Annotated in this window: 22 protein-coding genes and 1 other RNA gene; 7 read left to right on the top strand and 16 right to left on the bottom strand. The window is 73.8% G+C overall.

Annotation, left to right across the window (positions count from 1 at the left end):
- The first annotated feature begins 56 nt into the window (after positions 1 to 56).
- Positions 57 to 1,379, top strand: coding sequence for a M24 family metallopeptidase (locus O2V63_RS05680; RefSeq protein WP_269166574.1), 1,323 nt, complete (start codon positions 57 to 59; stop codon positions 1,377 to 1,379).
- On the opposite strand, the gene O2V63_RS05675 is transcribed toward O2V63_RS05680, so the two are convergent.
- The 3 genes from O2V63_RS05675 to O2V63_RS05665 form a co-directional block, all read right to left on the bottom strand.
- A complete protein-coding gene (locus tag O2V63_RS05675; protein WP_269166573.1) occupies positions 1,312 to 2,121 on the bottom strand; it encodes a potassium channel family protein in 810 nt (269 codons plus the stop codon). The genes O2V63_RS05680 and O2V63_RS05675 overlap by 68 nt on opposite strands.
- Positions 2,122 to 2,139: 18 nt before the next feature.
- On the bottom strand, positions 2,140 to 2,562 hold the full coding sequence (locus O2V63_RS05670) for a ChaB family protein (protein WP_269166572.1): 423 nt from the start codon (positions 2,560 to 2,562) through the stop codon (positions 2,140 to 2,142).
- A 109-nt stretch (positions 2,563 to 2,671) separates the two neighbouring features.
- The gene (locus O2V63_RS05665) at positions 2,672 to 3,856 is read right to left on the bottom strand and encodes an endo-1,4-beta-xylanase (protein WP_269166571.1); all 1,185 of its coding nucleotides are present in this window, start codon (positions 3,854 to 3,856) and stop codon (positions 2,672 to 2,674) included.
- A 180-nt stretch (positions 3,857 to 4,036) separates the two neighbouring features.
- Between O2V63_RS05665 and O2V63_RS05660 the strand changes: the two genes are divergently transcribed.
- Entirely contained in the window at positions 4,037 to 5,056 is a 1,020-nt protein-coding gene (locus O2V63_RS05660) for a LacI family DNA-binding transcriptional regulator (protein ID WP_269166570.1), read from the top strand.
- A 12-nt stretch (positions 5,057 to 5,068) separates the two neighbouring features.
- On the opposite strand, the gene O2V63_RS05655 is transcribed toward O2V63_RS05660, so the two are convergent.
- From O2V63_RS05655 to O2V63_RS05645, 3 genes are read right to left on the bottom strand one after another with little or no spacing between them, the layout of a single operon-like run.
- A complete protein-coding gene (locus O2V63_RS05655; RefSeq protein WP_269166569.1) occupies positions 5,069 to 5,320 on the bottom strand; it encodes a hypothetical protein in 252 nt (83 codons plus the stop codon).
- Between the two features lie 42 nt (positions 5,321 to 5,362).
- On the bottom strand, positions 5,363 to 5,620 hold the full coding sequence (locus O2V63_RS05650) for a DUF2795 domain-containing protein (protein WP_269166568.1): 258 nt from the start codon (positions 5,618 to 5,620) through the stop codon (positions 5,363 to 5,365).
- Between the two features lie 60 nt (positions 5,621 to 5,680).
- Entirely contained in the window at positions 5,681 to 6,808 is a 1,128-nt protein-coding gene (locus O2V63_RS05645; RefSeq protein ID WP_269166567.1) for a baeRF2 domain-containing protein, read from the bottom strand.
- A gap of 222 nt (positions 6,809 to 7,030) precedes the next feature.
- Here O2V63_RS05645 and O2V63_RS05640 point away from each other — a divergent pair, with 222 nt between their 5' ends.
- Positions 7,031 to 7,366 (top strand): hypothetical protein, encoded by a 336-nt coding sequence (locus tag O2V63_RS05640; protein ID WP_269166566.1) that lies wholly within the window; start codon positions 7,031 to 7,033, stop codon positions 7,364 to 7,366.
- A gap of 47 nt (positions 7,367 to 7,413) precedes the next feature.
- Here the strand turns inward: O2V63_RS05640 and O2V63_RS05635 are convergent, their stop codons facing one another.
- Entirely contained in the window at positions 7,414 to 7,821 is a 408-nt protein-coding gene (locus O2V63_RS05635) for a YkvA family protein (protein WP_269166565.1), read from the bottom strand.
- A 100-nt stretch (positions 7,822 to 7,921) separates the two neighbouring features.
- On the opposite strand from O2V63_RS05635, the gene O2V63_RS05630 reads away from it, so the two are divergent.
- Together O2V63_RS05630 and O2V63_RS05625 are read left to right on the top strand one after the other, a co-directional pair.
- Positions 7,922 to 10,207 carry a putative bifunctional diguanylate cyclase/phosphodiesterase gene (locus tag O2V63_RS05630; protein ID WP_269166564.1) on the top strand — a complete coding sequence of 762 codons (2,286 nt, stop codon included), beginning with the start codon at positions 7,922 to 7,924 and terminating at the stop codon, positions 10,205 to 10,207.
- A 125-nt stretch (positions 10,208 to 10,332) separates the two neighbouring features.
- Positions 10,333 to 10,539: a hypothetical protein gene (locus O2V63_RS05625; protein WP_269166563.1), complete on the top strand. Its 207-nt coding sequence runs from the start codon at positions 10,333 to 10,335 to the stop codon at positions 10,537 to 10,539.
- A 5-nt stretch (positions 10,540 to 10,544) separates the two neighbouring features.
- On the opposite strand, the gene rnpB is transcribed toward O2V63_RS05625, so the two are convergent.
- From rnpB to O2V63_RS05610, 3 genes are all read right to left on the bottom strand, one after another.
- An RNA gene (gene rnpB / locus O2V63_RS05620) (RNase P RNA component class A) lies at positions 10,545 to 10,945 on the bottom strand.
- Positions 10,946 to 10,975: 30 nt separating this feature from the next.
- Positions 10,976 to 11,704: a PIG-L deacetylase family protein gene (locus O2V63_RS05615; RefSeq protein ID WP_269166562.1), complete on the bottom strand. Its 729-nt coding sequence runs from the start codon at positions 11,702 to 11,704 to the stop codon at positions 10,976 to 10,978.
- Between the two features lie 17 nt (positions 11,705 to 11,721).
- The gene (locus tag O2V63_RS05610) at positions 11,722 to 13,242 is read right to left on the bottom strand and encodes an MFS transporter (RefSeq protein WP_269166561.1); all 1,521 of its coding nucleotides are present in this window, start codon (positions 13,240 to 13,242) and stop codon (positions 11,722 to 11,724) included.
- A gap of 87 nt (positions 13,243 to 13,329) precedes the next feature.
- Here O2V63_RS05610 and O2V63_RS05605 point away from each other — a divergent pair, with 87 nt between their 5' ends.
- Complete coding sequence (locus O2V63_RS05605) at positions 13,330 to 14,337, top strand: Lrp/AsnC family transcriptional regulator (protein ID WP_269166560.1); 1,008 nt, start codon at positions 13,330 to 13,332, stop codon at positions 14,335 to 14,337.
- A 42-nt stretch (positions 14,338 to 14,379) separates the two neighbouring features.
- Here O2V63_RS05605 and O2V63_RS05600 read toward each other — a convergent pair whose 3' ends face one another.
- Positions 14,380 to 14,742, bottom strand: a complete 363-nt coding sequence (locus O2V63_RS05600) for a DoxX family protein (protein WP_269166559.1) — start codon at positions 14,740 to 14,742, stop codon at positions 14,380 to 14,382.
- Between the two features lie 25 nt (positions 14,743 to 14,767).
- Between O2V63_RS05600 and O2V63_RS05595 the strand changes: the two genes are divergently transcribed.
- Complete coding sequence (locus tag O2V63_RS05595) at positions 14,768 to 15,523, top strand: sulfite exporter TauE/SafE family protein (RefSeq protein ID WP_269166558.1); 756 nt, start codon at positions 14,768 to 14,770, stop codon at positions 15,521 to 15,523.
- Positions 15,524 to 15,588: 65 nt separating this feature from the next.
- On the opposite strand, the gene nadA is transcribed toward O2V63_RS05595, so the two are convergent.
- The 5 genes from nadA to O2V63_RS05570 all read right to left on the bottom strand — a co-directional run bounded on the left by nadA (position 15,589) and on the right by O2V63_RS05570 (position 20,685).
- On the bottom strand, positions 15,589 to 16,599 hold the full coding sequence (nadA, locus tag O2V63_RS05590; protein ID WP_269166557.1) for a quinolinate synthase NadA: 1,011 nt from the start codon (positions 16,597 to 16,599) through the stop codon (positions 15,589 to 15,591).
- 74 nt (positions 16,600 to 16,673) lie between these two features.
- A complete protein-coding gene (locus O2V63_RS05585) occupies positions 16,674 to 17,768 on the bottom strand; it encodes a bifunctional RNase H/acid phosphatase (RefSeq protein ID WP_269166556.1) in 1,095 nt (364 codons plus the stop codon).
- Complete coding sequence (locus O2V63_RS05580) at positions 17,765 to 18,505, bottom strand: zinc ribbon domain-containing protein (RefSeq protein ID WP_269166555.1); 741 nt, start codon at positions 18,503 to 18,505, stop codon at positions 17,765 to 17,767. Before O2V63_RS05580 ends, O2V63_RS05585 begins: the two co-directional genes overlap by 4 nt.
- Before the next feature lie 139 nt (positions 18,506 to 18,644).
- Positions 18,645 to 19,499, bottom strand: a complete 855-nt coding sequence (locus O2V63_RS05575) for a Nif3-like dinuclear metal center hexameric protein (protein WP_269166554.1) — start codon at positions 19,497 to 19,499, stop codon at positions 18,645 to 18,647.
- A gap of 67 nt (positions 19,500 to 19,566) precedes the next feature.
- Positions 19,567 to 20,685: an L-dopachrome tautomerase-related protein gene (locus tag O2V63_RS05570; RefSeq protein ID WP_269166553.1), complete on the bottom strand. Its 1,119-nt coding sequence runs from the start codon at positions 20,683 to 20,685 to the stop codon at positions 19,567 to 19,569.
- Positions 20,686 to 20,702: the final 17 nt, after the last annotated feature.

Raw genomic sequence — 20,702 nt, 5'->3', positions numbered from 1 at the left:
GAGCGGCGCCCCACCGTCCCCAGGCGGCCCGGGCGGCGGTCTGCTTTCCTGCCAGCATGATCACGACCGCCGACCGGGTCGTCCCGGACCCCACCCGCACCGTGCCGCTGTCGCTGCGCGAGCAGGCCGACGTCCGGGACCGCTGGCTGACCCAGCGCCTGCTCGACGTGCTGCCCGGGCTGATGGACCGCGCGGAGATCGACCTGTGGGTGGTCATCGGTCGCGAGTACAACGAGGACCCGGTGCTCCCGACCCTGCTCCCGGCGACCTGGCTGTCGGCCCGACGGCGCACGATCCTGCTGTTCCACCGCAGCGACGACGGAGTCACGGCCGCGGCGGTCTCGCGGTACCCGGTCGGTCAGTTCCTCAGCTCCTGGGACGCCGACGAGCAGCCGGGGCTGACGGCGGAGGAGTCGCAGTGGACCGCCGTCCGCCGCTTCGTGGACCAGGCTGCGCCGCGCACGATCGGGGTGGACGTCTCGGCCACCTTCGCCCACGCCGACGGCCTGGCCCACACCGAGCACGACCAGCTGGTGCGGGCACTGGGCCCGCACGCGGAGAAGCTGGTCTCGGCCGAGCAGCTCGCGGTGGGCTGGCTGGAGACCCGGCTGCCCGAGGAGATCGCCGCGCTGCACGCCCTGAACAGGCTGGCCCACCAGGTCATCGACGAGGCCTTCTCCCCGGCCGTCATCAGCGTGGGTGAGACGACGGCCCTCGACGTCGCCTGGTGGATCCGCCAGCGCTTCGCCGACCTCGGGGTGGACGCCTGGTTCCAGCCCACCGTGGGGCTGCAGCGGGCTGGCAGCCCGCTCGCCGACGAGCGCGGCACCGTGCTGCCCGGCGTCCGCTACGACGCGGTCATCGAGCCCGGCGACCTGGTGCACTGCGACGTCGGGCTCTCCAGCCTGGGCCTGATGACCGACACCCAGCGCAACGCCTACGTGCTCCGCCCCGGGGAGGACACCGCCCCGGCCGGGCTGGTCGCTGCGCTGGGCGTCGGCAACCGGATGCAGGACCTGACGACCGCCGCACTGCAACCGGGCCGGACCGGCGACGACGTGCTCGCCGCCGCCCGCGCCGCCGCGGCTGCGGCGGGCATCGACGGCGACGTCTACTCCCACCCGGTCGGGGTGCACGGCCACGGCGCCGGCCCGGCCATCGGGATGTGGGACCAGCAGGACGGCGTCCCCGGCGCGGGCGCGGCGCCGATCCACCCGGACACGGTCTACGCCCTGGAGCTGTGTGTGCGGGTGCCGGTCCCGGAGTGGGGCGGTCAGCTGGTGCGGATGGCCCTGGAGCAGGGCATCGCACTCACGGCTGCGGGTGTGGAGTACCTGGACCAGCGGCAGACCGAGCTGATCCTGATCCCGTCGGCCTGAGCTCGCCGAGGGGCTGTCCGGCGAGGTCGCTGCGCAGCCGGCGGACCTCCTCGGTCAGGTCGGCCAGCTGCGCACGCAGCGCGGCGTCGTCCGCCTCGTCCTGGGCCTGGGCGGCGTCGGCGACCCGGCCGACGAACCAGGAGGCGACCGCGGCGGTGACCACACCGAGCAGGGCGATGCCGCCGACCATCAGCAGGGCCGCCACCAGCCGCCCCTCACCGGTGACCGGGTACTCGTCGCCGTAGCCGACGGTGGTGATCGTGGTCAGCCCCCACCAGACGGCGTCCCCGTAGTCGGTGATGACGGCGTCGGGGGCGTCCCGCTCGGCGTCGTAGACGGCCAGGGAGGCCATGAAGACGACGAGGGCGGAGATCGACGTGACGTAGTAGGCGACCCGGCCGTGCAGCGAGACGGTGAGCCGGCGGTCGAGCACCCGGGCGACCCGGACGAGGCTGATGATCCGCAGTGGACGCAGCAGCGGCAGGAGCACGGCCAGGCCGTCGAGCCAGTTCTGCCGGACGAACCGCCACCGGTGCTCGGCCAGCACCAGCCGGATGACGTAGTCGGCCAGGAACACCGGCCACACCGCGACGGTCACCACCAGCAGGACCGTCTGCACCCAGCCCGGGAAGCCGGGTTGCAGCACCCGCCAGGCATAGGCCACGACGAACAGCACGGCCACGACGACCAACGGCCACTGGCTGGCCCGCTCGTAGCGGGCCCTGATCTCCTCCTGGTGCACCCGGTCAGTGTCGCCGGGTCACTTCTCCCGCGCCTCGGCGGTCTTCCGGTCGTTGGCCTCCTGGATGGCGTCGACCAGTTCGTCCTTGTCCATCGTCGACCGGCCCTCCACGTCCAGCTCCTTGGCGACGTCGTAGAGGTGGGACTTGGACGCATTGGCGTCCACGCCGCCCTTGGTCTCCCGGTCGGTGTCCCGGCCACCCTCGGCCTGGGGGTCACTCGGCCCCTTGTGGTCCTTGGGCTCCCAGTGGTCGCCCACCTTCTCGTGCGTGTGCTTCACCGCGCTCCAGGCCACCCGGTTGGCCCGCTGCTCGTCGTCGTACTCCTCGGCGGCGGAGTCGTGGGCCTTGGCGAAGGTCCGCTGCGCCTTCTCGTCAGATCGCTGCAGGGTGCTGGGGATCTCGTCCTGCTTCGCGTCGCCGCTCTTCGTGGTCTTCGGCACGGCCGTTCTCCTCGGTCGTCGGGACGGTTGACCCTCGAACGGCTACCCGGTGGGGAGCCCGGCCAGTCACCGGACTCCCCACCGGGCGCGGATCAGACGACCCCGTCGGTCACCGGATGCCCAGCCAGCGGGCCTTGGCGAGGGTCACGGCCAGCGCCCAGTAGGCGGGCTTGCGCGTGTAGTCCTCGAACATCACGTTGGCCGCCCCGGTGCCCTCGAAGAAGACCGGCACCCAGGAGTACTTGTCGTTGAAGCCCCAGATGGTGAAGGAGTTGCAGTCCTCGACGCCGAGGCACGCCTCCAGCGCCCAGCGGTACCAGTCGGCCTGCTGGCTCAGCTGCTGCCGGGTGGGCCTGCCGTTCTCCCCGAGCGGCATGCGGACGTCGAGCTCGGTGATCGCCGTCTCCAGCCCGAGGTCGTCGAAGCGCTGGAGGTTCTGCTCCAGGGTCGCCGGGAACGGGTACTCGAAGCTCAGGTGCGCCTGGGTGGCGAAGCCGTGCAGCGGCACGTCCTGGGCGAGGAGCTCCTGGGAGAGGAGGTAGTAGGCGTCGCTCTTGGGCCCGATGCCGTCGACGGCATAGTCGTTGAGGAACAGCTTCGCCGTCGGGTCGGCCTCGTGCGCCCAGCGGAAGGCGTCGGCGATGATCCCCGGGCCGAGCTCGCTGATCCAGATGTTCTCCGGCCGGAAGGTCGGGTTGGCCCCGTCGGTGAAGATCTCGTTGGCGACGTCCCACTGGTGGATCTTGCCGGCGTAGCGGCCGACCACGGTCTGGATGTGGTCCTTGAGGATCGCGCGCAGCTCCTCAGGGGTGAAGTCCCCCTCGGTCAGCCACGACGGGTTCTGGCTGTGCCACAGCAGGGTGTGGCCGCGCACCTCCTGCCCGTGCTCCTGGGCGAACTCGACGATCGCGTCCATGGGGGCGAAGTTGTACTCACCCTGCTCCGGGTGGATGAACTCCCACTTCATCTGGTTCTCCGGCGACAGCGAGCTGAACTCGCGCGCCAGCACCTCGCGGTACTCCTCGTCGTAGGTGAACGGGTCGGGGTAGTCCTGCTCGAGGTGGTGCCCGCCCCCGGCGACGGCGGTGCCGATCTCCAGGTCGGCCGGCGCCACGTCGCGCAGGCCGTACCGGTCGAGGGCCTTGTGGACCCGTTGCTCCACGGCGTGGTCGGGGACCCGACCACGTTCCCCGGCCGCTGCCGGGGCCAGGGTGGCGCCGAGGAGGACGGGCAGCATGCCCACCCCCACCGCACACCGGACGAACGTTCGGGACAGGGACTGCTGGGAGCGCATGGCGCAACCTCTCGTCGGCATCGTTGCCATGTCGGGAACTTCCGGAACTGCTGTGCGGCAGGTTACGAACGACTGAGTGCCATGACAACCGGTCCCCGGCGTGTCCCGGTGTCAGCCGGTCGGCCCCGGCGGGCGCACCGGCGCGCCGTAGGGTGGGCCCTCGACGACGAGGAGGGGTCCGTGTCCGACACCGAGACGCGCACGGTCACCATCGCGGCCATCGCGGCCGAGGCGGGGGTGTCCGTGCCCACGGTCTCGCGCGTCCTCAACGGCCGCTCGGACGTCGCCCCGCACACCCGGGAACGGGTCGAGCGACTCCTGCGCGACCACGGTTACCGGCGTCGCGGGAGCCGGCCCACCAACGCCGCCCGGCTGATCGACCTGGTCTTCAACGACCTGGACAGCCCGTGGGCGGTCGAGATCATCCGCGGCGTCGAGGACGCCGCCCACGCCGAGGGCGTGGGCACGGTCGTCACGGCGATCCACCGGCGGGCCAGCGACACCCGCTCGTGGCTGGACAACCTCGCCGGGCGCAACAGCGACGGCGCGATCCTGGTGACCAGCGACGTGGACACAGCTCTGCACGCGGAGCTGCGCCGGCTGCACGTGCCGGCCGTGGTGATCGACCCGGCCGGGGTCCCGGAACTGGACGTGCCGACGATCGGTGCGACCAACTGGGCCGGCGGGCTCACCGCCACCGAGCACCTGATCGGCCTGGGCCACCGCCGGATCGGCGTCGTGGCCGGCACGCCCACGTTGCTGTGCAGCCGGGCCCGCCAGGACGGTCACCGTGCCGCGCTCGAGGCAGCCGGCCTGCCTGTCGATCCCGCCCTGGTCCTCGTCGGCGACTTCAGCCACGAGGCCGGTTTCCGTGCGGCCACCGAACTGCTGCAGCAGCCCGAGCCCCCCACCGCCATCGTGGCCGCGAACGACCAGATGGCCTTCGGTGTCTTCGAGGCGGTCCGTCGCGCGGGGCTGCGGGTGCCCGAGGACGTCAGCGTGATCGGTTTCGACGACCTGCCCGTGGCCCAGTGGTCCTCGCCGCCACTGACCACCGTGCACCAGCCGCTGTCGGAGATGGGGGCGCTCGCCGCCCGCACCGTCCTGCGGCTGGTGCGGGGCGAGCACCTGGAGACTCCTCGGCTGGAGCTGTCGACCCGGCTCGTCGTCCGGGAGAGCACCGCCCCGCCCGCACGCTGAGCGGCGCCCTGCCTAGGGCAGGTCGGCGGTCTCGGCGGACTGCCGGTGCCCGCCCTGCGCGTCGTCGGGGTCGGCGTGCACGGTGCGCTCCTCCGACTCGGCGAGGATGACCGCGGCCTGCACCTTGGGGTCCAGGCCCTCGTTGGTGGGGTCGGTGTCGCCCTCGACGGACTGCTCCTCGGGCAGCAACTGCGCCCGGGTCTCGACGTTGTGCTCGGTCACGTTGGCGATCGCCTCGGGGGACGGGTCCTTCATGGAGGGCATGGTGCTCCTCCTACCCACGTCCCCCGAGCCGATGCCTGCTAATCAGAAGCGCTGCTGCTCGGTGTGGATCCCGAGGGCCTCAGCGACCTCCTGGACGTTGCTGAACTCGGTGCCGGCCGGCAGCCGGTCCAGCGAGGCCAGCACCCGGTCGGGGGCCTGGGACTCGCGGGCCTTGGCCACGAGGGCGTCCTTGTCGGCCGGCCAGACCTCCTTGCCGAGCGCCTCGGCGATCGCGGCCCGCTGCTCGACGTCGGCCGGGTCGGTGCCGGGTGCGGTGCCGGGCTGGTGGGGATCGGTCACGGGGTCCTCCTGGTGTTCGATCGGCCGCGGAGCGGCCGTGGTGTGGGCTGAGCCGGGAGGTCAGCCGGGCGTGGAGGCGTCGGTGTAGCGCAGGACGGCGGCCACCGGGACGCCCTCGGGCATCGCCGTCCGCGGGACGACGACGACCGCCGCGTCGCTGGCGACGGCGGCGCGCAGCAACGCCCGGTCGGCCGGGATGCGCTCGGCGCCGGAGACCCCGAGAGCGGTCATGTCCGCGTCGTCCACGCCGATCTGCAACGGGTCGGGGCCGACGAGCAGCTCCTCGTCGTCGACCTGGTCGGCGAGGACCAGGGTCTCGACCTGGGCCTTGCGCAGGGCCTCGACGACCTGCGCGGTGCCGGAGACGGCCAGCCCGTGCGCGGACGCAGCCTGCACCTGCTCGACCGCCTGGGCCTGTCCGTGCGCCTCGTGCTCGGCGACGAGCTCCAGTGCCCGGAGCTCGACCGGGGCACGGTCGGCCCCGGCGGCGCGGCCGCCCTCCTCCATCGAGACCAGCAGGTCGCCGACCTCCTTGCTGGCCTTGTCGGCGAGCAGCTGACGCGCCCGGACGTCACCGGCGACGAGCACGAAGCGGGCTCCGGTCCGGGTGACCAGCTGGTGGAGGTGGTCGGCCACCTGGCCGGCGTTCTCCTCCCACTGGTTCTCCGCGGTGTGCATGTAGGTGTTGTGCGCCCAACCGCCGACCTTCACCTTGCGCATGTGGAAGCTGTCACCCTCGACGGTCTCCTCGTCCGTGGGACGACCGGGGACGGTGGCCACGGAGACGTCGGCGCCCACGCGGTCGGCGACGACGACCACGTGCGGCACCCGGCCGGCGAGCTGGCGCAGGACCGGCAGCAGGTCCGGGTAGGGCGACCAGCGGGCGACCGGGTCGCGCGGGACGTCGGCCAGCGGCTCGTCCAGCACGACCGAGCCGTCGGCGGCCACGACCAGGGCACGGCCGCGCAGGGTGGCGATCTCCCCACCCTCGTTGGCCTGCAGCAGCTGGCTGCGCACCGACTCGACCACCCCCTCGGGTGCGCCGCCGGCGGCCAGTTCCTCGCCGATGGCGCGGACTCGCAGTTCGACCTCGGCGTCGGCGTTCTCGGTGGTGTGGGTGACGTCGGCGCAGACCGTGGCGTACGGGCCCGGCGCACTGAACACCTGCTCCAGGAAGGTCACGTCCATGGGACGGGGGCTCCTTCGATGTCGTCGACGTGTGCGGACGGGGCCTGCTCTCGGCCCCGAGCCGCTCGTCGTCGCGGCCTACCCACCGCTCCCGCCGTCTCACACCCGGTGTGTCAGGCCCCGCCGCCCGGGTAGCAGAAGGGCCCTCCTGCCCCCCACCCCTCGCCAGCTCGCGGCGGGACCCCGCAGGAGGGCCGAGGAGCACAACAGGAAGGAGCCGGGATGTCCGAGCGCGACAGCCTCCCGTTGCCCGACTACGACCACCTGCCCGTGGGGAGCCTGACCTCCCGCATCCGCACCCTGGACGCCGACGGCCTGCAGACCGTGCTGGCCTACGAGAAGTCGCACGCCAACCGGGTGCAGGTCGTCTCCGCGATGAACCACCGGCTCGAGGAGCTGCAGTCCGGCACCCAGCCCTCCGGTGGCGACCCGGCCGCCGCCCAGCCCGAGCACGCGCCGGCGCCGTCCGCCGGGTCGCCGGTCTCCGAGGCGACCACCGGGCCGCCGGTCAACCCGCCGTCCCAGGGCGACCCGACCAACCCCGCCCAGCCCCGCTGACCCGAGCGTCGGGCGCTCCCCCGACCGCGGGAGCGCCCGACCCGGGATCAGGCCGGGTCCGCCGCAGCGGCCGGGCCCAGCAGCCGCGCGATGATGCGGCGGTCGCCCGGCCAGGCGGTCAGCAGCACGTCCCGGGGCACGCGGCGGGCGGCGTACCGCAACGCCAGTGCCACCACCACGACGTCGTCCAGGGGACCGATCACCGGCAGGAACTCCGGGATCAGGTCGATCGGTGAGAGCACCCACAGCCCGGCCAGCAGCAGCACCACCTTCGCTCGGCGGGGAACCGCCGGGTGCTGGCGCAGCCGACGGACAGCCGTGGCACACGCGGGGAGGAACCGGGCGAGTTCGCGGGCGGTGCCCGGCGGGAGCGTGCGGGCCAGCACCATCAGCAGCACCCAGCTGAGCAGCACGGCACCGATGGCGATCGCGGCCCCCTGCACGACCCCGTCCACGGCTCCCATGGTGGCGCACGCCGTCCGCGGACCGTGCTCCAACGGGTGAACTCCGGCCGGGGGGCTTCACCGCACGGCCTCCGGACCCGATCACCCGTACATGCCCGCCGGTCCCTGTCCGTGGCTCCTGCCAGGGGCCCCGCGCTGGGCCCTGGCCGTCCTGGCCGTCGCGACCCCCGTGGCCGCCGTCGGCATGGTCGCCCCCGGCGCACCGTTCCTGGCGAGCGCAGGACCCGCTCTGAGCAGCTCGGTGGCGTTCCACGTCGGCGCCTGTGCGGCGGTGGTCTGGCGTGCCCGCCGGGTCCGGCACGAACGCGAACTGTGGGCCCGGCTGGCGCTGGCGACCCTGCTCACGGCCCTGGGGATCGTCTCTTCCGGGCTGCTCGACCTGGTCGGCCTCCCCGCCGCTGTCGCTGCTCTCCCTGCAGCGTGGGCGCCCGTCGCGGCCTTCCCCATCGCCTACGCGGGACTGGTCCGCTGGAACCGGTACGGCACCAGCCTGGCCGACCCGAACGACGTGCTCAACGGCTCGGCGGCCGTGCTGGCGGTGGTCGCGCTGCTGGACGTCGTCCTGGACCGCACCGGCAGCCGGCTGAGCACCCTGCCGTGGTGGCAGCTGCAGCCGCTGCTGGCCCAGGACGGCGCGCTGTTCGTGCTCGTGGGGACCGCGCTGTCGATGGTCTTCCTCGGGGCGATGGGCCGCGATCCCCGGACCTGGCTGGTCCTGGCCGCGTTCATCGCGCCGTTGTCCGGCGTGGCCATGACGACCGCCGGTAGCTCGACCACCGCCTGGCCCGCCCTGGCGCCCGTCGTCGGTCTGCTGTGCCTGGTCCTGGCGGCGGTCCTGCGCCCGGCACCCTCGGATCCGCAGCCGACCGACCCGGCCGCCTCCACCGTCGGGGCGTTCGTCGTGATCGCCGCCTCCACCGCGATCCTGGTGACCGGTGCGGTCAGCGACTCGTCCGCCGTCGCCACCTGGTGTGCGGCGGCGGCCGCCACCGGGGCCAGCGTCCGGCTGCTGATGAACGTCCGCGAGCTGGCCCAGCTGGCGGTGAGCCGCCGTGAGGCGCTCACCGACGAGCTGACCGGGCTGGCGAACCGCCGGGCGGTGCTCCGCCGGGTGGAGGAGCTGTGCGGCAACGGGGACCCGGTCGTGCTGGCTCTCTTGGACCTGGACAAGTTCAAGGAGGTCAACGACGGCCTCGGCCACTCGGCCGGTGACGACCTGCTCCGGCTGGTGGCCGAGCGGCTCCGGTCGACCCTGGGCGCCGGCGAGCTGCTCGGCCGACTGGGTGGCGACGAGTTCGCCGTCGTCGTGCGGGCCGACGGCCACCGCTCCCCCGCCGACCGGGCCGTCCGGCTCGGCGCCGAGCTGGACGCCCAGTTCGCCGAGCCGTTCGAGGTGGGCGGGTTGACCCTGCACGTGGCGGTCAGCATCGGGGTCACCCACCGGGACGCCGGCTCGCCGACCGGGGACGTCGGGAGCGCGACCCGGGCGTCGTTGCTCCGGCAGGCCGACGCCGCGATGTACGACGCCAAGCGTTCGGGCGGGAGCGTCGTCGTCTACGACCCGGCGCGACACGTCGACAGCAGCGGACGGCTGGCCATGGTGGAGGAGCTGCGCCAGGCCCTGGTCACCGGGGAGCTGGTGCTGCACCACCAGCCGCAGGTCGACATCGCCGCCCGGCGCACCGTCGGGGTGGAGGCACTGCTGCGCTGGGCGCACCCGGTACGCGGTCTGCTGGGGCCGGCGGAGTTCCTCCCGCTGGCGGAGGTGCACGGGTTGATGGGCGCGATCACCGACGAGGTGCTCTCCCAGGCGGTGACCCAGGCCGCCTGCTGGCGGCGGCAGGGCCGGGACCTGCGGGTCTCGGTGAACCTGTCCGCGAGCAACCTGCTCGACACCGGGCTCCCGCAACGGGTGGCCGACCTGCTCGGCCGGCACGACCTGCCGCCGTCGAGCCTGGTGCTCGAGGTGACCGAGACGGTGCTGCTCAGCGACCCCGACCGCAGCCTGGCGGTGGTGGGGGCGCTCGCCGACCTGGGCACCACGGTGAGCATCGACGACTTCGGCACCGGGTACGCCTCGCTCACCTACCTGCACCAGCTCCCCGTGGGCGAGCTCAAGCTGGACCGTTCGTTCACCGCCGACCTGCTCACCGACGCCCGGGCCGCCGCCATCGTGGCCAGCACGGTCCGGCTGGCCCACCAGCTGGGGCTGCGGGTGGTGGCCGAGGGCGTCGAGGACCCGGCGACGCTGCTGCACCTGCGCGCACTGGACTGCGACGAGAGCCAGGGGTACCTCCACTCGCCACCGCTGCCGGCCGCCGAGCTGGAGCGCTGGCTGGCCGTGCGGGGCGAGCTGCCCACCGTCGTCCAGGCCTGAGAGCTGCAGGGCGCCATGGTGCCCGAGGGGACGGAGACGCCTCGTGTGCCCTGCGGGTCGGCCGTGAGACGACACGGTGCCGCAACGTGCCGGGATCGACTGGACGGTCTGCCTACCGTCCGTCCATGCGCCCGAACCGACTTCCCCCGGTCCCCCAGCCCACCGCCCGTCTCCAGCAGTTGACGCTGATCGCCGCTGCCCGGGTGAGCGCCTGCCGCACGGCGTCCAGCCAGCAGATCACCGACATCGTGCGGGTCACCGTGGACGACGAGGTGGACACCACCACGTTCCGCGCGATCGTCGCCGAGGTCGGCGGTACCACCGGGCGGTGAGGCGACGGACGAGTCGACCTGTACGCCGGGTTCTGTCCCCGGGCGCCTCGCGGCGTCCCGATGAGCGGCCATCCATCTAGGCCTGCCGTTGCCGACAGGCTCGAGCGGTCCACCCGCAGGCTCGGGCGGGCAGCCCTCGAACGCCTGCGCAGGACGGCGGCGGACCGCCGTCCCTTTTCGACCTTGCTCCGGGTGGGGTTTACCGAGCCACACCGGTCACCCGGTGTGCGGTGGTCTCTTACACCGCCGTTTCACCCTTACCAGTGCGAGCACTGGCGGTCTGTTCTCTGTGGCACTGTCCCGCGGGTCACCCCGGGTCGCTGTTGACGACCACCCTGCCCTGTGGAGCCCGGACGTTCCTCGGCGGCAGGGTCTCCCCCGCCGACGCGACCGCCCAGCCGACTCGTCCGTCGTGCCGGCAGCCTACCCCGGCGGTTCAGCCCCAGTAGAGGCGGAAGCCGACCTGCCGGCCGCCGTCCTCGGTCAGGGTCGCCATGTCGACCTGCCGGCGGGCCTGCTCTTCCACCGGGTCGTCGGACAGCGCCTCCAGGTAGCGGCGGTGCTCGACGAGCGAGGCGACGGCGGTCTCGACGCCGGCGCTGACGTCGACGACGTGCGGCGGCGGGTACCCGACCGCGTGCACGGCGACGTACTGCACGCCCGACCACGGCACCTCGGTCAGGTCGGGGAAGATCCACTCGTTGCCCGCGTCGGCGACGGCGTCCAGCAGCGACCGGGTCAGCGCCCGGTGGTCGGCCGAGTTCAGGGCGCCGGGGGTGACCTCCGGCGGCGTCCAGGTGTCCCCGCCGTGCATGACCACGACCAGGTCGGGCCGGTGCCGGCGCAGGGCCCCGGCGAGGTCGCGGCGCAGCTGCAGGTCGGCGACGAGCACGCCGTCGGAGTGGTCGAGGAACTCCACCTCCGAGACGCCGACGACGGCGGCCGAGCGGCGCTCCTCCTCCTCGCGCAGCGGACCGGCCTCGGCCGGGGACAGCCCGGCGATGCCCGCCTCGCCGCGGGTGGCCAGCAGGTAGTGCACCTCCTTGCCCGCCGCCGTCCAGACCGCGACCGCGGCCGCTGGGCCGTACTCGATGTCGTCGGGGTGCGCGGCGACGACGAGCGCGCGCTGCCAGTCGTCGGGGAACGGGGCGGGAGCGGTGGCCATGCCCGGAGTCTGCCCGCTCAACGCGCCGGGGCGGTCTCCGACTCCGCCGGCCGCGGCCCGCCCTGGCTCGGGGCCGGGGCGCGCACCAGCCACAGCACCAGCAGCCCGCCCACGATGCCGGCGCCGCCACTGACCAGGAAGACCTCCCGCAGCCCGCTGGCGTAGGCGCTGCCCAGCAGGTCGGCGAGCCCGGCCCGGTCCGCGGGGGGCGCCGAGCCGACGAGCTGACCGGCCTGGCCGGCGGTGAGCGCCGAGGCGGTGTCCGCGGGGTCGGCTGCACCGGCCTCCCGGAGCGCGCCGGCCGCCTGCGCGGTGAAGACGCTGCCGAGCACCGCCACGCCGAGGGCGAAACCGAGCTGCCGGGCGGTGTTCACCGCACCGGAGGCCATCCCGCTGCGATCGCGCGGCACCGCAGCCAGGGCCGAGGACGCCAGTGTCGGGTTGGCCACCCCGACCCCGATGCCCAGCACGGCCAGCCCCGGGACGAGGACCCGCCACGAGGAGCCGGCCTGCACGAAGGCCATCAGCAGCCCGGCGACGCCGATGACGACCAGCCCGCCACCGACCACGAACCGCGGGGGCAGCGTCTGGAGCCAGCGACCGGAGAAGGCGGCCACGACGAAGCTGAACGCCGAGAGCGGGATGAACACCAGCCCGGCCTGCAACGGCGAGAGCCCGAGCACCGACTGCAGCCACAGCGAGATGTAGAGGCTGCCGCTGAACGCCGCGGCGTTCAGCAGCAGCGCGCCGAGCATGATCCCGGTGAAGGAACGGTTGCCGAACAGCCGGACGTCGAGCATCGGCGCCGGGCGACCGATCTCGACGCGCACCCAGGCGGCCAGCACGACGACGCCGGCGGCCAGCGGGCCCCAGGCGACCGGGGCGCTCCACCCGTCGGCGGCGGCGCGCACCAGACCGAACACGATCCCCGAGGCGCCGAGGGTGAACAGCACGATGCCGGGGACGTCGGGCCGGGGGGCGTTCGGCTGGCTCGTCTCCTGTACCGCGACGAGGGTCAGCACGACACCGAACACGCTGATCGGCAGGTTGACGAAGAAGATCCACCGCCAGTCCAGCTCGGTGAGCGCGCCGCCGAGGATCGGGCCCAGGGCCGCGGCAGCCCCGACCACGGCCCCCCAGATGCCGAAGGCGGTCCCGCGGTCGCGCCCCTCGTAGCTGGTGTTGATCAGCGCGATGGTGGTGGCCAGCATGGCCGCCGCCCCGATGCCCTGCACCGCCCGCGCCCCGATCAGCAGCTCAGCGCTGGGGGCGAGCCCGCAGGCCAGCGACGCCACGGCGAAGAGCACCAGGCCGACCAGGTAGACCCGGCGCCGGCCGTACAGGTCGGCGAGCGACCCGGCGCCCAGCACCAGGGCGGCCAACGCGAGTGCGTAGACGTCGACCACCCACTGCAGCTGGCCGAAGCTGGTGTCCAGGTCGGTGGCCATGTCGGGCAGGGCGACGTTCACGATCGTGACGTCGATGAGGAGCATGAACGTGCCGGTGCAGATCGCGACCAGCGGCAGCCACTTGCGCATGCTCCCACTGTGCAACGGTCCACCGACGGACCCGCGCCAGGAGCCCGCCGGTGACGGGATCCTCCATCCCCAGGTCCGTGGTGCAGGATGGCGACCGTGCTCGACGCCGTGGACCGCCAGATCGTGCACGCCATGCAGGTCGACGGCCGGGCGCCGTTCAGTCGCATCGGCGCCGTCCTGGGCGTCTCCGAGCAGACCGTGGCCCGCCGGTGGCGGCGGCTGCGGGCCGACGGCGTGGTGCGGGTGCTCGGGCTGACCACCCCGGAGGCGAGCGAGCCCAGCTGGCACATCCGGATGCGGGTGCAGCCGGCCGCCGCGGGCGCCGTCGCCGACGCCCTGGCCCGCCGTCCCGACGTCTCGTGGGTGAGCCTGACCGCCGGCGGCGCCGAGATCACCTGCTCCACCCGGCCCCGCACGACCCGCCAGCGCGACGCCCTGCTGCTGGACCGGCTGCCCCGCACCGTCCAGGTCATCGACCTGGCCGCGTTCTCGGTGCTGCACTCCTACGTCGGGGGCGCCTACGAGTGGACGGACTTCGACGACCCGCTCAGCGAGGAGCAGATCGCCGCGCTCGGCCCCGACTCGGCCCGGGCCACCCCGACCCCCGTCGCCCTCGACCCGGAGGACGAGCTGCTGTTGGCCGCGCTGGTCACCGACGGCCGGCTCAGCTACGCCGAGCTCGCCGGGGTCACCGGCTGGTCGGAGAGCCGGGTGGCCCGGCGGGTGGAGGCCCTCCGGTCGGCCGGCGCCCTCTACTTCGACCTGGAGATCGCCACCGAGCTGCTCGGGCACCCGGTGAGCGCGATGCTCTGGCTCGGCGTGGCCCCGAAGGACATCGCCCACGTCGGCGAGTCCCTGGCCCGGGCACCGGAGACCGGCTTCACCGCGGTCGTCACCGGGCCGGCGAACCTGCTGGTGGCGGTGACCTGCCGGGACACCGCCCACCTCTACCGCTTCCTCACCGACCGGGTGGGGGCGCTGCCGGTGCGCACCCTGGAGACCTCGACGGTGCTGCGCCGGGTCAAGCAGGCCGGCAGCCTGATGGACGGCCCGCGGCTCACCGACCCCGAGCCGCCGCCGGTCCGCGGCCGCTGATCGAGGACCCCGGCCTCCGCACCCCGGCCATCCCGGCACTGCTCAGCGGCGGCTGCGGGCGACCTTCAGCGCGGCGGTGACCATCGGGACCTGGAAGGGGATCCGCCCCACCGCGACGGCCAGCTTGCCCGGCTGGCGGCGGAACGCGCGCACCGTCTGCGCGTGTGCGGGCAGGACACCGACCAGCAGCCCCACCGCCGCCCAGCCACCGGCCCGCCGCGTGGCCGGCACGGCCAGCAACCCGGCGGTGACCAGCTCGACCACCCCGCTGCCGAGCACCCACGGACGCGGCGCGCCCAGCTCCGGCGGGATCATCCAGTCGTAGGCCTGCGGGCGGACCAGGTGGAAGACCCCGCTCGCGGTCATCCCCGCCGCCATGCCCAGTGCGCGCACGTCGTCCCTCATGGGCCGGACAGTAGGCTCCGCGGCCGTGTCCCCTGTCGACCTGCTCATCGCCGCGGGGGTCGCCCTCCTGGCCGGCGGCATCAACTCGATCGCCGGCGGCGGGTCGCTGATCCTCTTCCCCGTGCTGGTCGGCCTGGGGCTGGGGACGGTCGCGGCCAACGTCACCAACTCGGTGGCCCAGTGGCCCGGGTACATCGGCGGGGTGCTCGGCTTCCGCAAGGAGTACGGCGGCCAGCGGGCCCGGATGATCCGGTTCTCGGTGGTCGCGGTGCTGGGCGGCACGGCCGGGTCGGTGCTGCTGCTGACCACGCCGTCGGAGGCCTTCGACACCGTCGTCCCGCTGCTGGTGTTCCTCGCCAGCATCCTGCTGGCCTTCCAGACGATGATCACCAAGCGGCTCAAGAAGCAGGAGGACGGCGTCGCCCACGCCGACCCGGCCTGGCTGTACGTGGCGCTGTTCCTGGCCACCGTCTACGGCGGCTACTTCGGCGGTGCGCTGGGCGTGATCCTGGTCGGCGTCCTCGGGCTGGGCCTGGGCCGGCTCAAGCTGGCCAACGCGATGAAGAGCGCGATCTCGCTGGTCACCGCGTCGGTCACCGTCGTGGTCTTCGGCATCTGGGGCCCGGTGGAGTGGGCCTACGTCGCCGTCTGCGCGCCGGCCGCCCTGCTCGGCGGGTTCCTCGGGGCGAAGGTGGCGACCCGTATCCCGACCACCCCGCTGCGCGTGCTCATCGTGGTGTTCGGCATCGCCGTGTCGATCTACCTGTTCCTCCGCGGCTGACCCCGGCCCCCGTGCAGGGTCCCGCCGCGAGCTTGCGAGGGGTGGGCGGCACGGGGGTCCTTCTGCTACTCGCCGCCGCGGCCGGGCTCGCCGATCGCGATCATCGCCTCGACCGCGCGGCGGGCGCGGGCGGCGGTGTCCGGGTCGACGTCGATCGCGCCCTCGCCGGTGCGCAGCGTGTGCAGCAGCTTGGCCGGGGTGATCATCTTCATGTAGCGGCAGGCGGCCCGGGCGTTCATCGGGATGAACTCGGTCTTCGAGTTCAGCGCGCGCAGCTGGTGCAGGATGCCGATCTCCGTGGCCACGAGCACCTGGCCCGCCGTGGTCGCGGCGGCGGCGTCGGCCATGCCCCCGGTCGAGAGCACCCGGGTGCGGTCGGCCGGCAGGTCGCCGTGGCTGACCAGGTCCAGCACCGAGGTCGTGCACCCGCACTCGGGGTGCACCAGGATCTCCGCGTCGGGGTGGGCGGCGATCTGCGACCGGACGTCGGCCGGGCTGATGCCGGCGTGCACGTGGCACTCCCCCGCCCAGATCGAGATGTTCTCCCGGCCGGTCACCCGCTTGACGTGGGCGCCGAGGAACTGGTCCGGGCAGAAGAGGATCTCCTGGTCGGCCGGGATCGAGCGCACGACGTCGGCGGCGTTGGACGACGTGCAGCAGATGTCGGTCTCGGCCTTCACCGCGGCCGTGGTGTTGACGTAGCTGACCACGACGGCGCCGGGGTGATCGGCCTTCCACTCGCGCAGCTGCTCGGCGGTGATGCTGTCGGCCAGCGAGCAGCCGGCGGCGTGGTCGGGCAGCAGCACGGTCTTGTCCGGCGACAGGATCTTCGCCGTCTCGGCCATGAAGTGGACGCCGCAGAAGACGATCTCGCGGGCGTCGGTCTCGGCGGCCACCCGGGAGAGGTACAGCGAGTCGCCGGTGAAGTGGGCGACGTCCTGGATCTCGGGCACCTGGTAGTTGTGGGCCAGGACGACGGCCCCGCGCTCGTCGGCCAGCCGGCGGATCTCGGCCGCCCACGTCTCGTACTCGGCGGCGGACATGGTGCGGTCATCAGCGGCGACGGTCGCGGTCACAGATCTCCTCAACGGGCCGGGCTCCGGTACTCCTGGGTCCAACAGCCGGGGACGCCCACGGCTTCCCCGGGCGGTCAGCCGAGGTGGGAGGTGTCGTTCACCAGCCGCACCGACGTACGGCCGTCGGTGGACCAGGTGACCGTCGACAGCGATGCCGCCTCCAGGAACACCCGGTGCACGACGTCCTCGCCCACGCCGAGCCCGGCGGCCAGCAGCAGCTTGATCGGCATCATGTGGCTGACCAGCAGCACGGTCTCCCCGGCGTGCCGGTCCAGGATGCGGGCCCGGGCCCGGGCCACCCGGGTGGCGACGTCGGCCACCGACTCCCCGCCGGGCGGGCGGACGTCGATCGCCCCCGACCAGCGCCGGAACGCCAGCGGGCTCTTCGCCTGGGCCTCCGCCGCGGTCAGCCCCTCCCAGGCGCCGAAGTCCAGCTCGCGCAGGTCGGTGTCGACCTCGACCGGGACGCCGAGCACCTGCGCGGCCGCCTCGGCGGTCTGCCGGGTGCGCTGCAGCGGGGAGCTGACGATCACGTCGATCCCCCGCCCGGCCAGGTGCCGTGCCGCAGCCTCGGCGTCCGCGCGCCCGAGCTCGGACAGCGGCAGGTCGCTGCTGCCACTGAACCGACGCTCCGGGGTGTGCTCCGTGCGCCCGTGCCGCAGCAGGTGGGTCACGGTCACGACGACGGGGGCGGGCTCCGTGGTCGGCTGGGTGTCGTCCTCGACCACCACCGGTTCGGTGGCCAGGTCGCGGCGCACCGGCTTGCCGTCCATCGCGCTGTTGGCCAGCGCGTCCGCGGCGCCGTTCTGCGCCCGCGGGATCCAGGTGTAGCGCACCGAGCCGAGCTGCCGGGCGATGTCCCGGGCCTGCACGGCGAGCTTCTTCATGTCCGGGTGCTTGATCTGCCAGCGGCCGGACATCTGCTCCACGACGAGCTTGGAGTCCATCCGCACCTCGACGCTCGAGCTCGGGTCGAGGTCGAGGGCGGCCTGCAGCCCGGCGACGAGACCGCCGTACTCGGCGACGTTGTTGGTGGCCCGGCCGACGGACTCGGCCCGCTCGGCGAGCAGCCGGCCGGTCTCGGCGTCCTTCACCAGCGCGCCGTACCCGGCCGGCCCGGGGTTGCCCCGCGACCCGCCATCGGCCTCGACGATGAGTCGGCGGCTCACAGCCCGGACTCGGCGGTGCGCACCAGGACCCGGTTGCAGTTCTCGCAGCGCAGCACGGTGTGCGGATCGGCGTTGCGGTAGGAGGCCAGCTCGGTCCCGTAGAACTCGATCCGGCAGCCCTGGCAGCGACGGGCCTTCAGCTCGGCGGCGCCGGTGCTGCCGGTCTGCGTGGCGACCCGGTCGTAGACCTTGAGCAGGTCGGCCGGGATGGTGCCGGCGATCTCGTCGCGCTTCGCCTGGTGCTGGCCGGTGGCCTCGGCGATGTCGGCGAGGGCGGCGTCCCGCCGCTGTTCGGCCTGCTCCTGGTCGGCCTGTGCCCCGGCCAGTCCACCCTGCGCCGTGGCGAGGGCGGCGTCGGCGGCCTCGCGGCGCTCCATCAGCTCGAGCACCTGGTCCTCCAGGTCGGCCTGCCGGCGGTTCAGCGACTCCAGCTCGTGCTGCAGGCCGGTGATCTCCTTGGGCGTGGCGCCGCCGGAGTCGATCCGCGACTGGTCGCGCGCGGCCCGCTGCCGGACGGTGTCGACGTCGCCCTCCAGCCGCTTCTGCTCGCGGTCGAGGTCCCGCACCTCGGTCTCGGCCCGGACGACGTCGTCCATGAGGGCCCGCTGCGCCTCCTGGGCGGCCTCGACGGCGGCGAGCTCGGGAAGGGTGCGCTTGCGGTGGGCGAGTTGCGCGAGGGCGACGTCCTCCGCAGCGAGAGCCAGCAGCTTCTGCTGGTCGAAGTGGTCAGCCTGCACGCCATCAACCTACCGGGCACGTCCTCGAGCGTCGGCCCCCGTGCAGGGTCCCACCGCGAGCCTGCGAGTGGTGGGGGGCACGGGGGTCCTTCGACTACCCGCGCTGCCGGGGCCGCCGGACCACCCGGCCCCGGTGCGATCAGCAGTGGGGACGGCCGTCGACGCGGAACGTCCACGGGTCGGTGCGACGGCCGGAGACGGTGACGTGCACCTGCCCGCCCAGGTCCCGGTGCAGCAGGTCGGCGGCGACCGGCAGCCACGGCCACTCCGACGCGTAGTGCGCCACGTCGCAGAGAACGGGACCGGGGACCTCGGCCGCGTCGACCGCCGGGTGGTGCTTGACGTCGCTGGTCAGGAGGACGTCGGCGCCGGCCTCCGCAGCCGCGGCCAGCAGTGACCCGCCGCTGCCGCCGCAGACGGCGACGGTGCGCACCAGCCGCTCCGGGTCACCGGCGACCCGGACACCGCCGGACGTGGCGGGCAGCGCCGTCGCCACCCGCTCGGCGAACTGCCGGAGGCTGATCCCCTCCCGGAGGACGCCGACCCGGCCGAGCCCGGCCCCGGGCGTGGCCGCCGGCTGCAGCGGCACCGGGTCCACCAGCCCCACGGCCGCCGCCAGCGCGTCGCTGACGCCGTGGCCGGCGGCCCGGTCGGCGTTGGTGTGCGCGACGAACAGCCCGATGCCGGCGCGCACCAGCCGGTGCACCACGCGGCCCTTGGGGTCGTCGGCCGGCACGCCGTGCACCGGGGTGAGCAGCAGCGGGTGGTGGGTGACCAGCAGGTCGGCGCCGGCGGCGATCGCCTCGTCGACCACGGCGGCGGTCGGGTCGACGGCGAAGAACACCGACCGGACCACCTCCTCCGGGTCGCCGCACACCAGTCCGACGGCGTCCCACGGCTCGGCGAGCGCCGGGTCGTAGCGGGCCTCGAGCGCGGCGATCACCGCACCGAGCGGCCGGCCGGGACCGCTCTGCTCCCCCGCCGGCCCGCTCATCGCCCACCTCGCCCTGCAGTCGCCACGGGGAGGGACTGTAGGACAGCACCCTCCCCGGCCGGAGCCGTCACCGGAGGCGGACCGGGCCGGCTCCGATGGGGGTGCGCAGCAGCAGGTACGGGTACCGGCGCTGATCGACGCCGCCGGCGTACCGCGCCTGCCGGTGCAGCTGGTTGGCGGTGACGTAGAGGTTGCCGTCCGTGGCCACCGACATGGTGTCCGGCCACAGCAGCCGGGGGTCGTGCACGACGGTCTCGATCGTGCCGTCCGGGCGGCGGCGCACGATCGCGTTCTGCTCCCCAGCGGTCGCGTAGAGGTTGCCGGCGTCATCGGTCTCCAGGCCGTCCCCGGCGCTGCCCTTGTCGCCCTCGTCGACGACGGTCGCCGCCACCGCGTCGTCGTCCAGACTGCGGTCGACCAGCGCGTCGGTGGCCACGCTGTACCAGTGCCGGGCGGCCAGCGGGCAGTACCAGAGCCGTGCACCGTCGGCGGAGATGGCGATCCCGTCGGCGCCCATGGCCACCGGCTGGGGTTCGGCGTCGGGCTCGGGCTGCTCCAGGAACGGCCGGCCCTCCACCATGAGCAGCAGCTCGGGGGGCGTGACGGCCTTGGTCGAGGGGTGGTCGTGCAGCCGGCGCCAGGACTCACCGGTGGCCAGGTCGACCACGATGATCCCGTTCGGGCCGGAGTCGGCGGAGTCGGTGATGTAGGCGACCCCGGCCTCACCCCGGCGCAGGTCGAACCGGACGTCGTTGAGGTAGGTCGTCTCCAGTGCGGTCTCCCGCGGGAAGACGATCGTCTCCACGACGGTGTCGGTGCTCAGGTCGACGCAGACCAGCTTCGGGCCCCCGACCTGGGTGGGCTGGAAGAGCGGGGAGCCGGTGTCGAGCACCCAGAGCCGGTCGGCCGGGTCGACGACGATGCTCTGCACGCTCACGAAGGCGTTGCGGTCGTCGTCGCCGGCGGGCGAGTTCCACTTCTCGTCGGGGAAGTCGACCACCTCGCCGTCCCGGATCTCGGCGACGGTGGCGCGCACGTCGTCGCCCCACTTCGGGAAGTTCACGAAGACCCGGCCGGTGTGCGACACCGACACCCCGGTCGGCATCGGCCCCTCGGTGAAGGCGTGCACCACCTCCAGCTCACCGGAGGTGCGATCGGTCTGCAGGTCGGCGGCGCTCTGTGTCATGGACCCGTTGTGCCCCG

It is taken from the genome of Modestobacter sp. VKM Ac-2977, from assembly GCF_026968045.1.
In the GTDB taxonomy this organism is placed as follows: domain Bacteria; phylum Actinomycetota; class Actinomycetes; order Mycobacteriales; family Geodermatophilaceae; genus Modestobacter.
This window is presented reverse-complemented; position numbering and strand designations above follow the sequence as displayed.

Excerpts from the sequence above, each read along its gene's own strand:
- O2V63_RS05630 (WP_269166564.1), top strand. The coding sequence starts at position 7,922 with ATGCCCGCCGGTCCCTGTCCGTGGCTCCTGCCAGGGGCCCCGCGCTGG.
- O2V63_RS05575 (WP_269166554.1), bottom strand. The coding sequence starts at position 19,499 with ATGAGCGGGCCGGCGGGGGAGCAGAGCGGTCCCGGCCGGCCGCTCGGT.
- O2V63_RS05605 (WP_269166560.1), top strand. The coding sequence starts at position 13,330 with ATGGCGACCGTGCTCGACGCCGTGGACCGCCAGATCGTGCACGCCATG.
- O2V63_RS05645 (WP_269166567.1), bottom strand. The coding sequence starts at position 6,808 with ATGGACGTGACCTTCCTGGAGCAGGTGTTCAGTGCGCCGGGCCCGTAC.
- O2V63_RS05655 (WP_269166569.1), bottom strand. The coding sequence starts at position 5,320 with ATGCCCTCCATGAAGGACCCGTCCCCCGAGGCGATCGCCAACGTGACC.
- O2V63_RS05680 (WP_269166574.1), top strand. The coding sequence starts at position 57 with ATGATCACGACCGCCGACCGGGTCGTCCCGGACCCCACCCGCACCGTG.
- O2V63_RS05640 (WP_269166566.1), top strand. The coding sequence starts at position 7,031 with ATGTCCGAGCGCGACAGCCTCCCGTTGCCCGACTACGACCACCTGCCC.
- O2V63_RS05665 (WP_269166571.1), bottom strand. The coding sequence starts at position 3,856 with ATGCGCTCCCAGCAGTCCCTGTCCCGAACGTTCGTCCGGTGTGCGGTG.
- O2V63_RS05570 (WP_269166553.1), bottom strand. The coding sequence starts at position 20,685 with ATGACACAGAGCGCCGCCGACCTGCAGACCGATCGCACCTCCGGTGAG.
- O2V63_RS05610 (WP_269166561.1), bottom strand. The coding sequence starts at position 13,242 with ATGCGCAAGTGGCTGCCGCTGGTCGCGATCTGCACCGGCACGTTCATG.
- O2V63_RS05615 (WP_269166562.1), bottom strand. The coding sequence starts at position 11,704 with ATGGCCACCGCTCCCGCCCCGTTCCCCGACGACTGGCAGCGCGCGCTC.
- O2V63_RS05600 (WP_269166559.1), bottom strand. The coding sequence starts at position 14,742 with ATGAGGGACGACGTGCGCGCACTGGGCATGGCGGCGGGGATGACCGCG.
- O2V63_RS05625 (WP_269166563.1), top strand. The coding sequence starts at position 10,333 with ATGCGCCCGAACCGACTTCCCCCGGTCCCCCAGCCCACCGCCCGTCTC.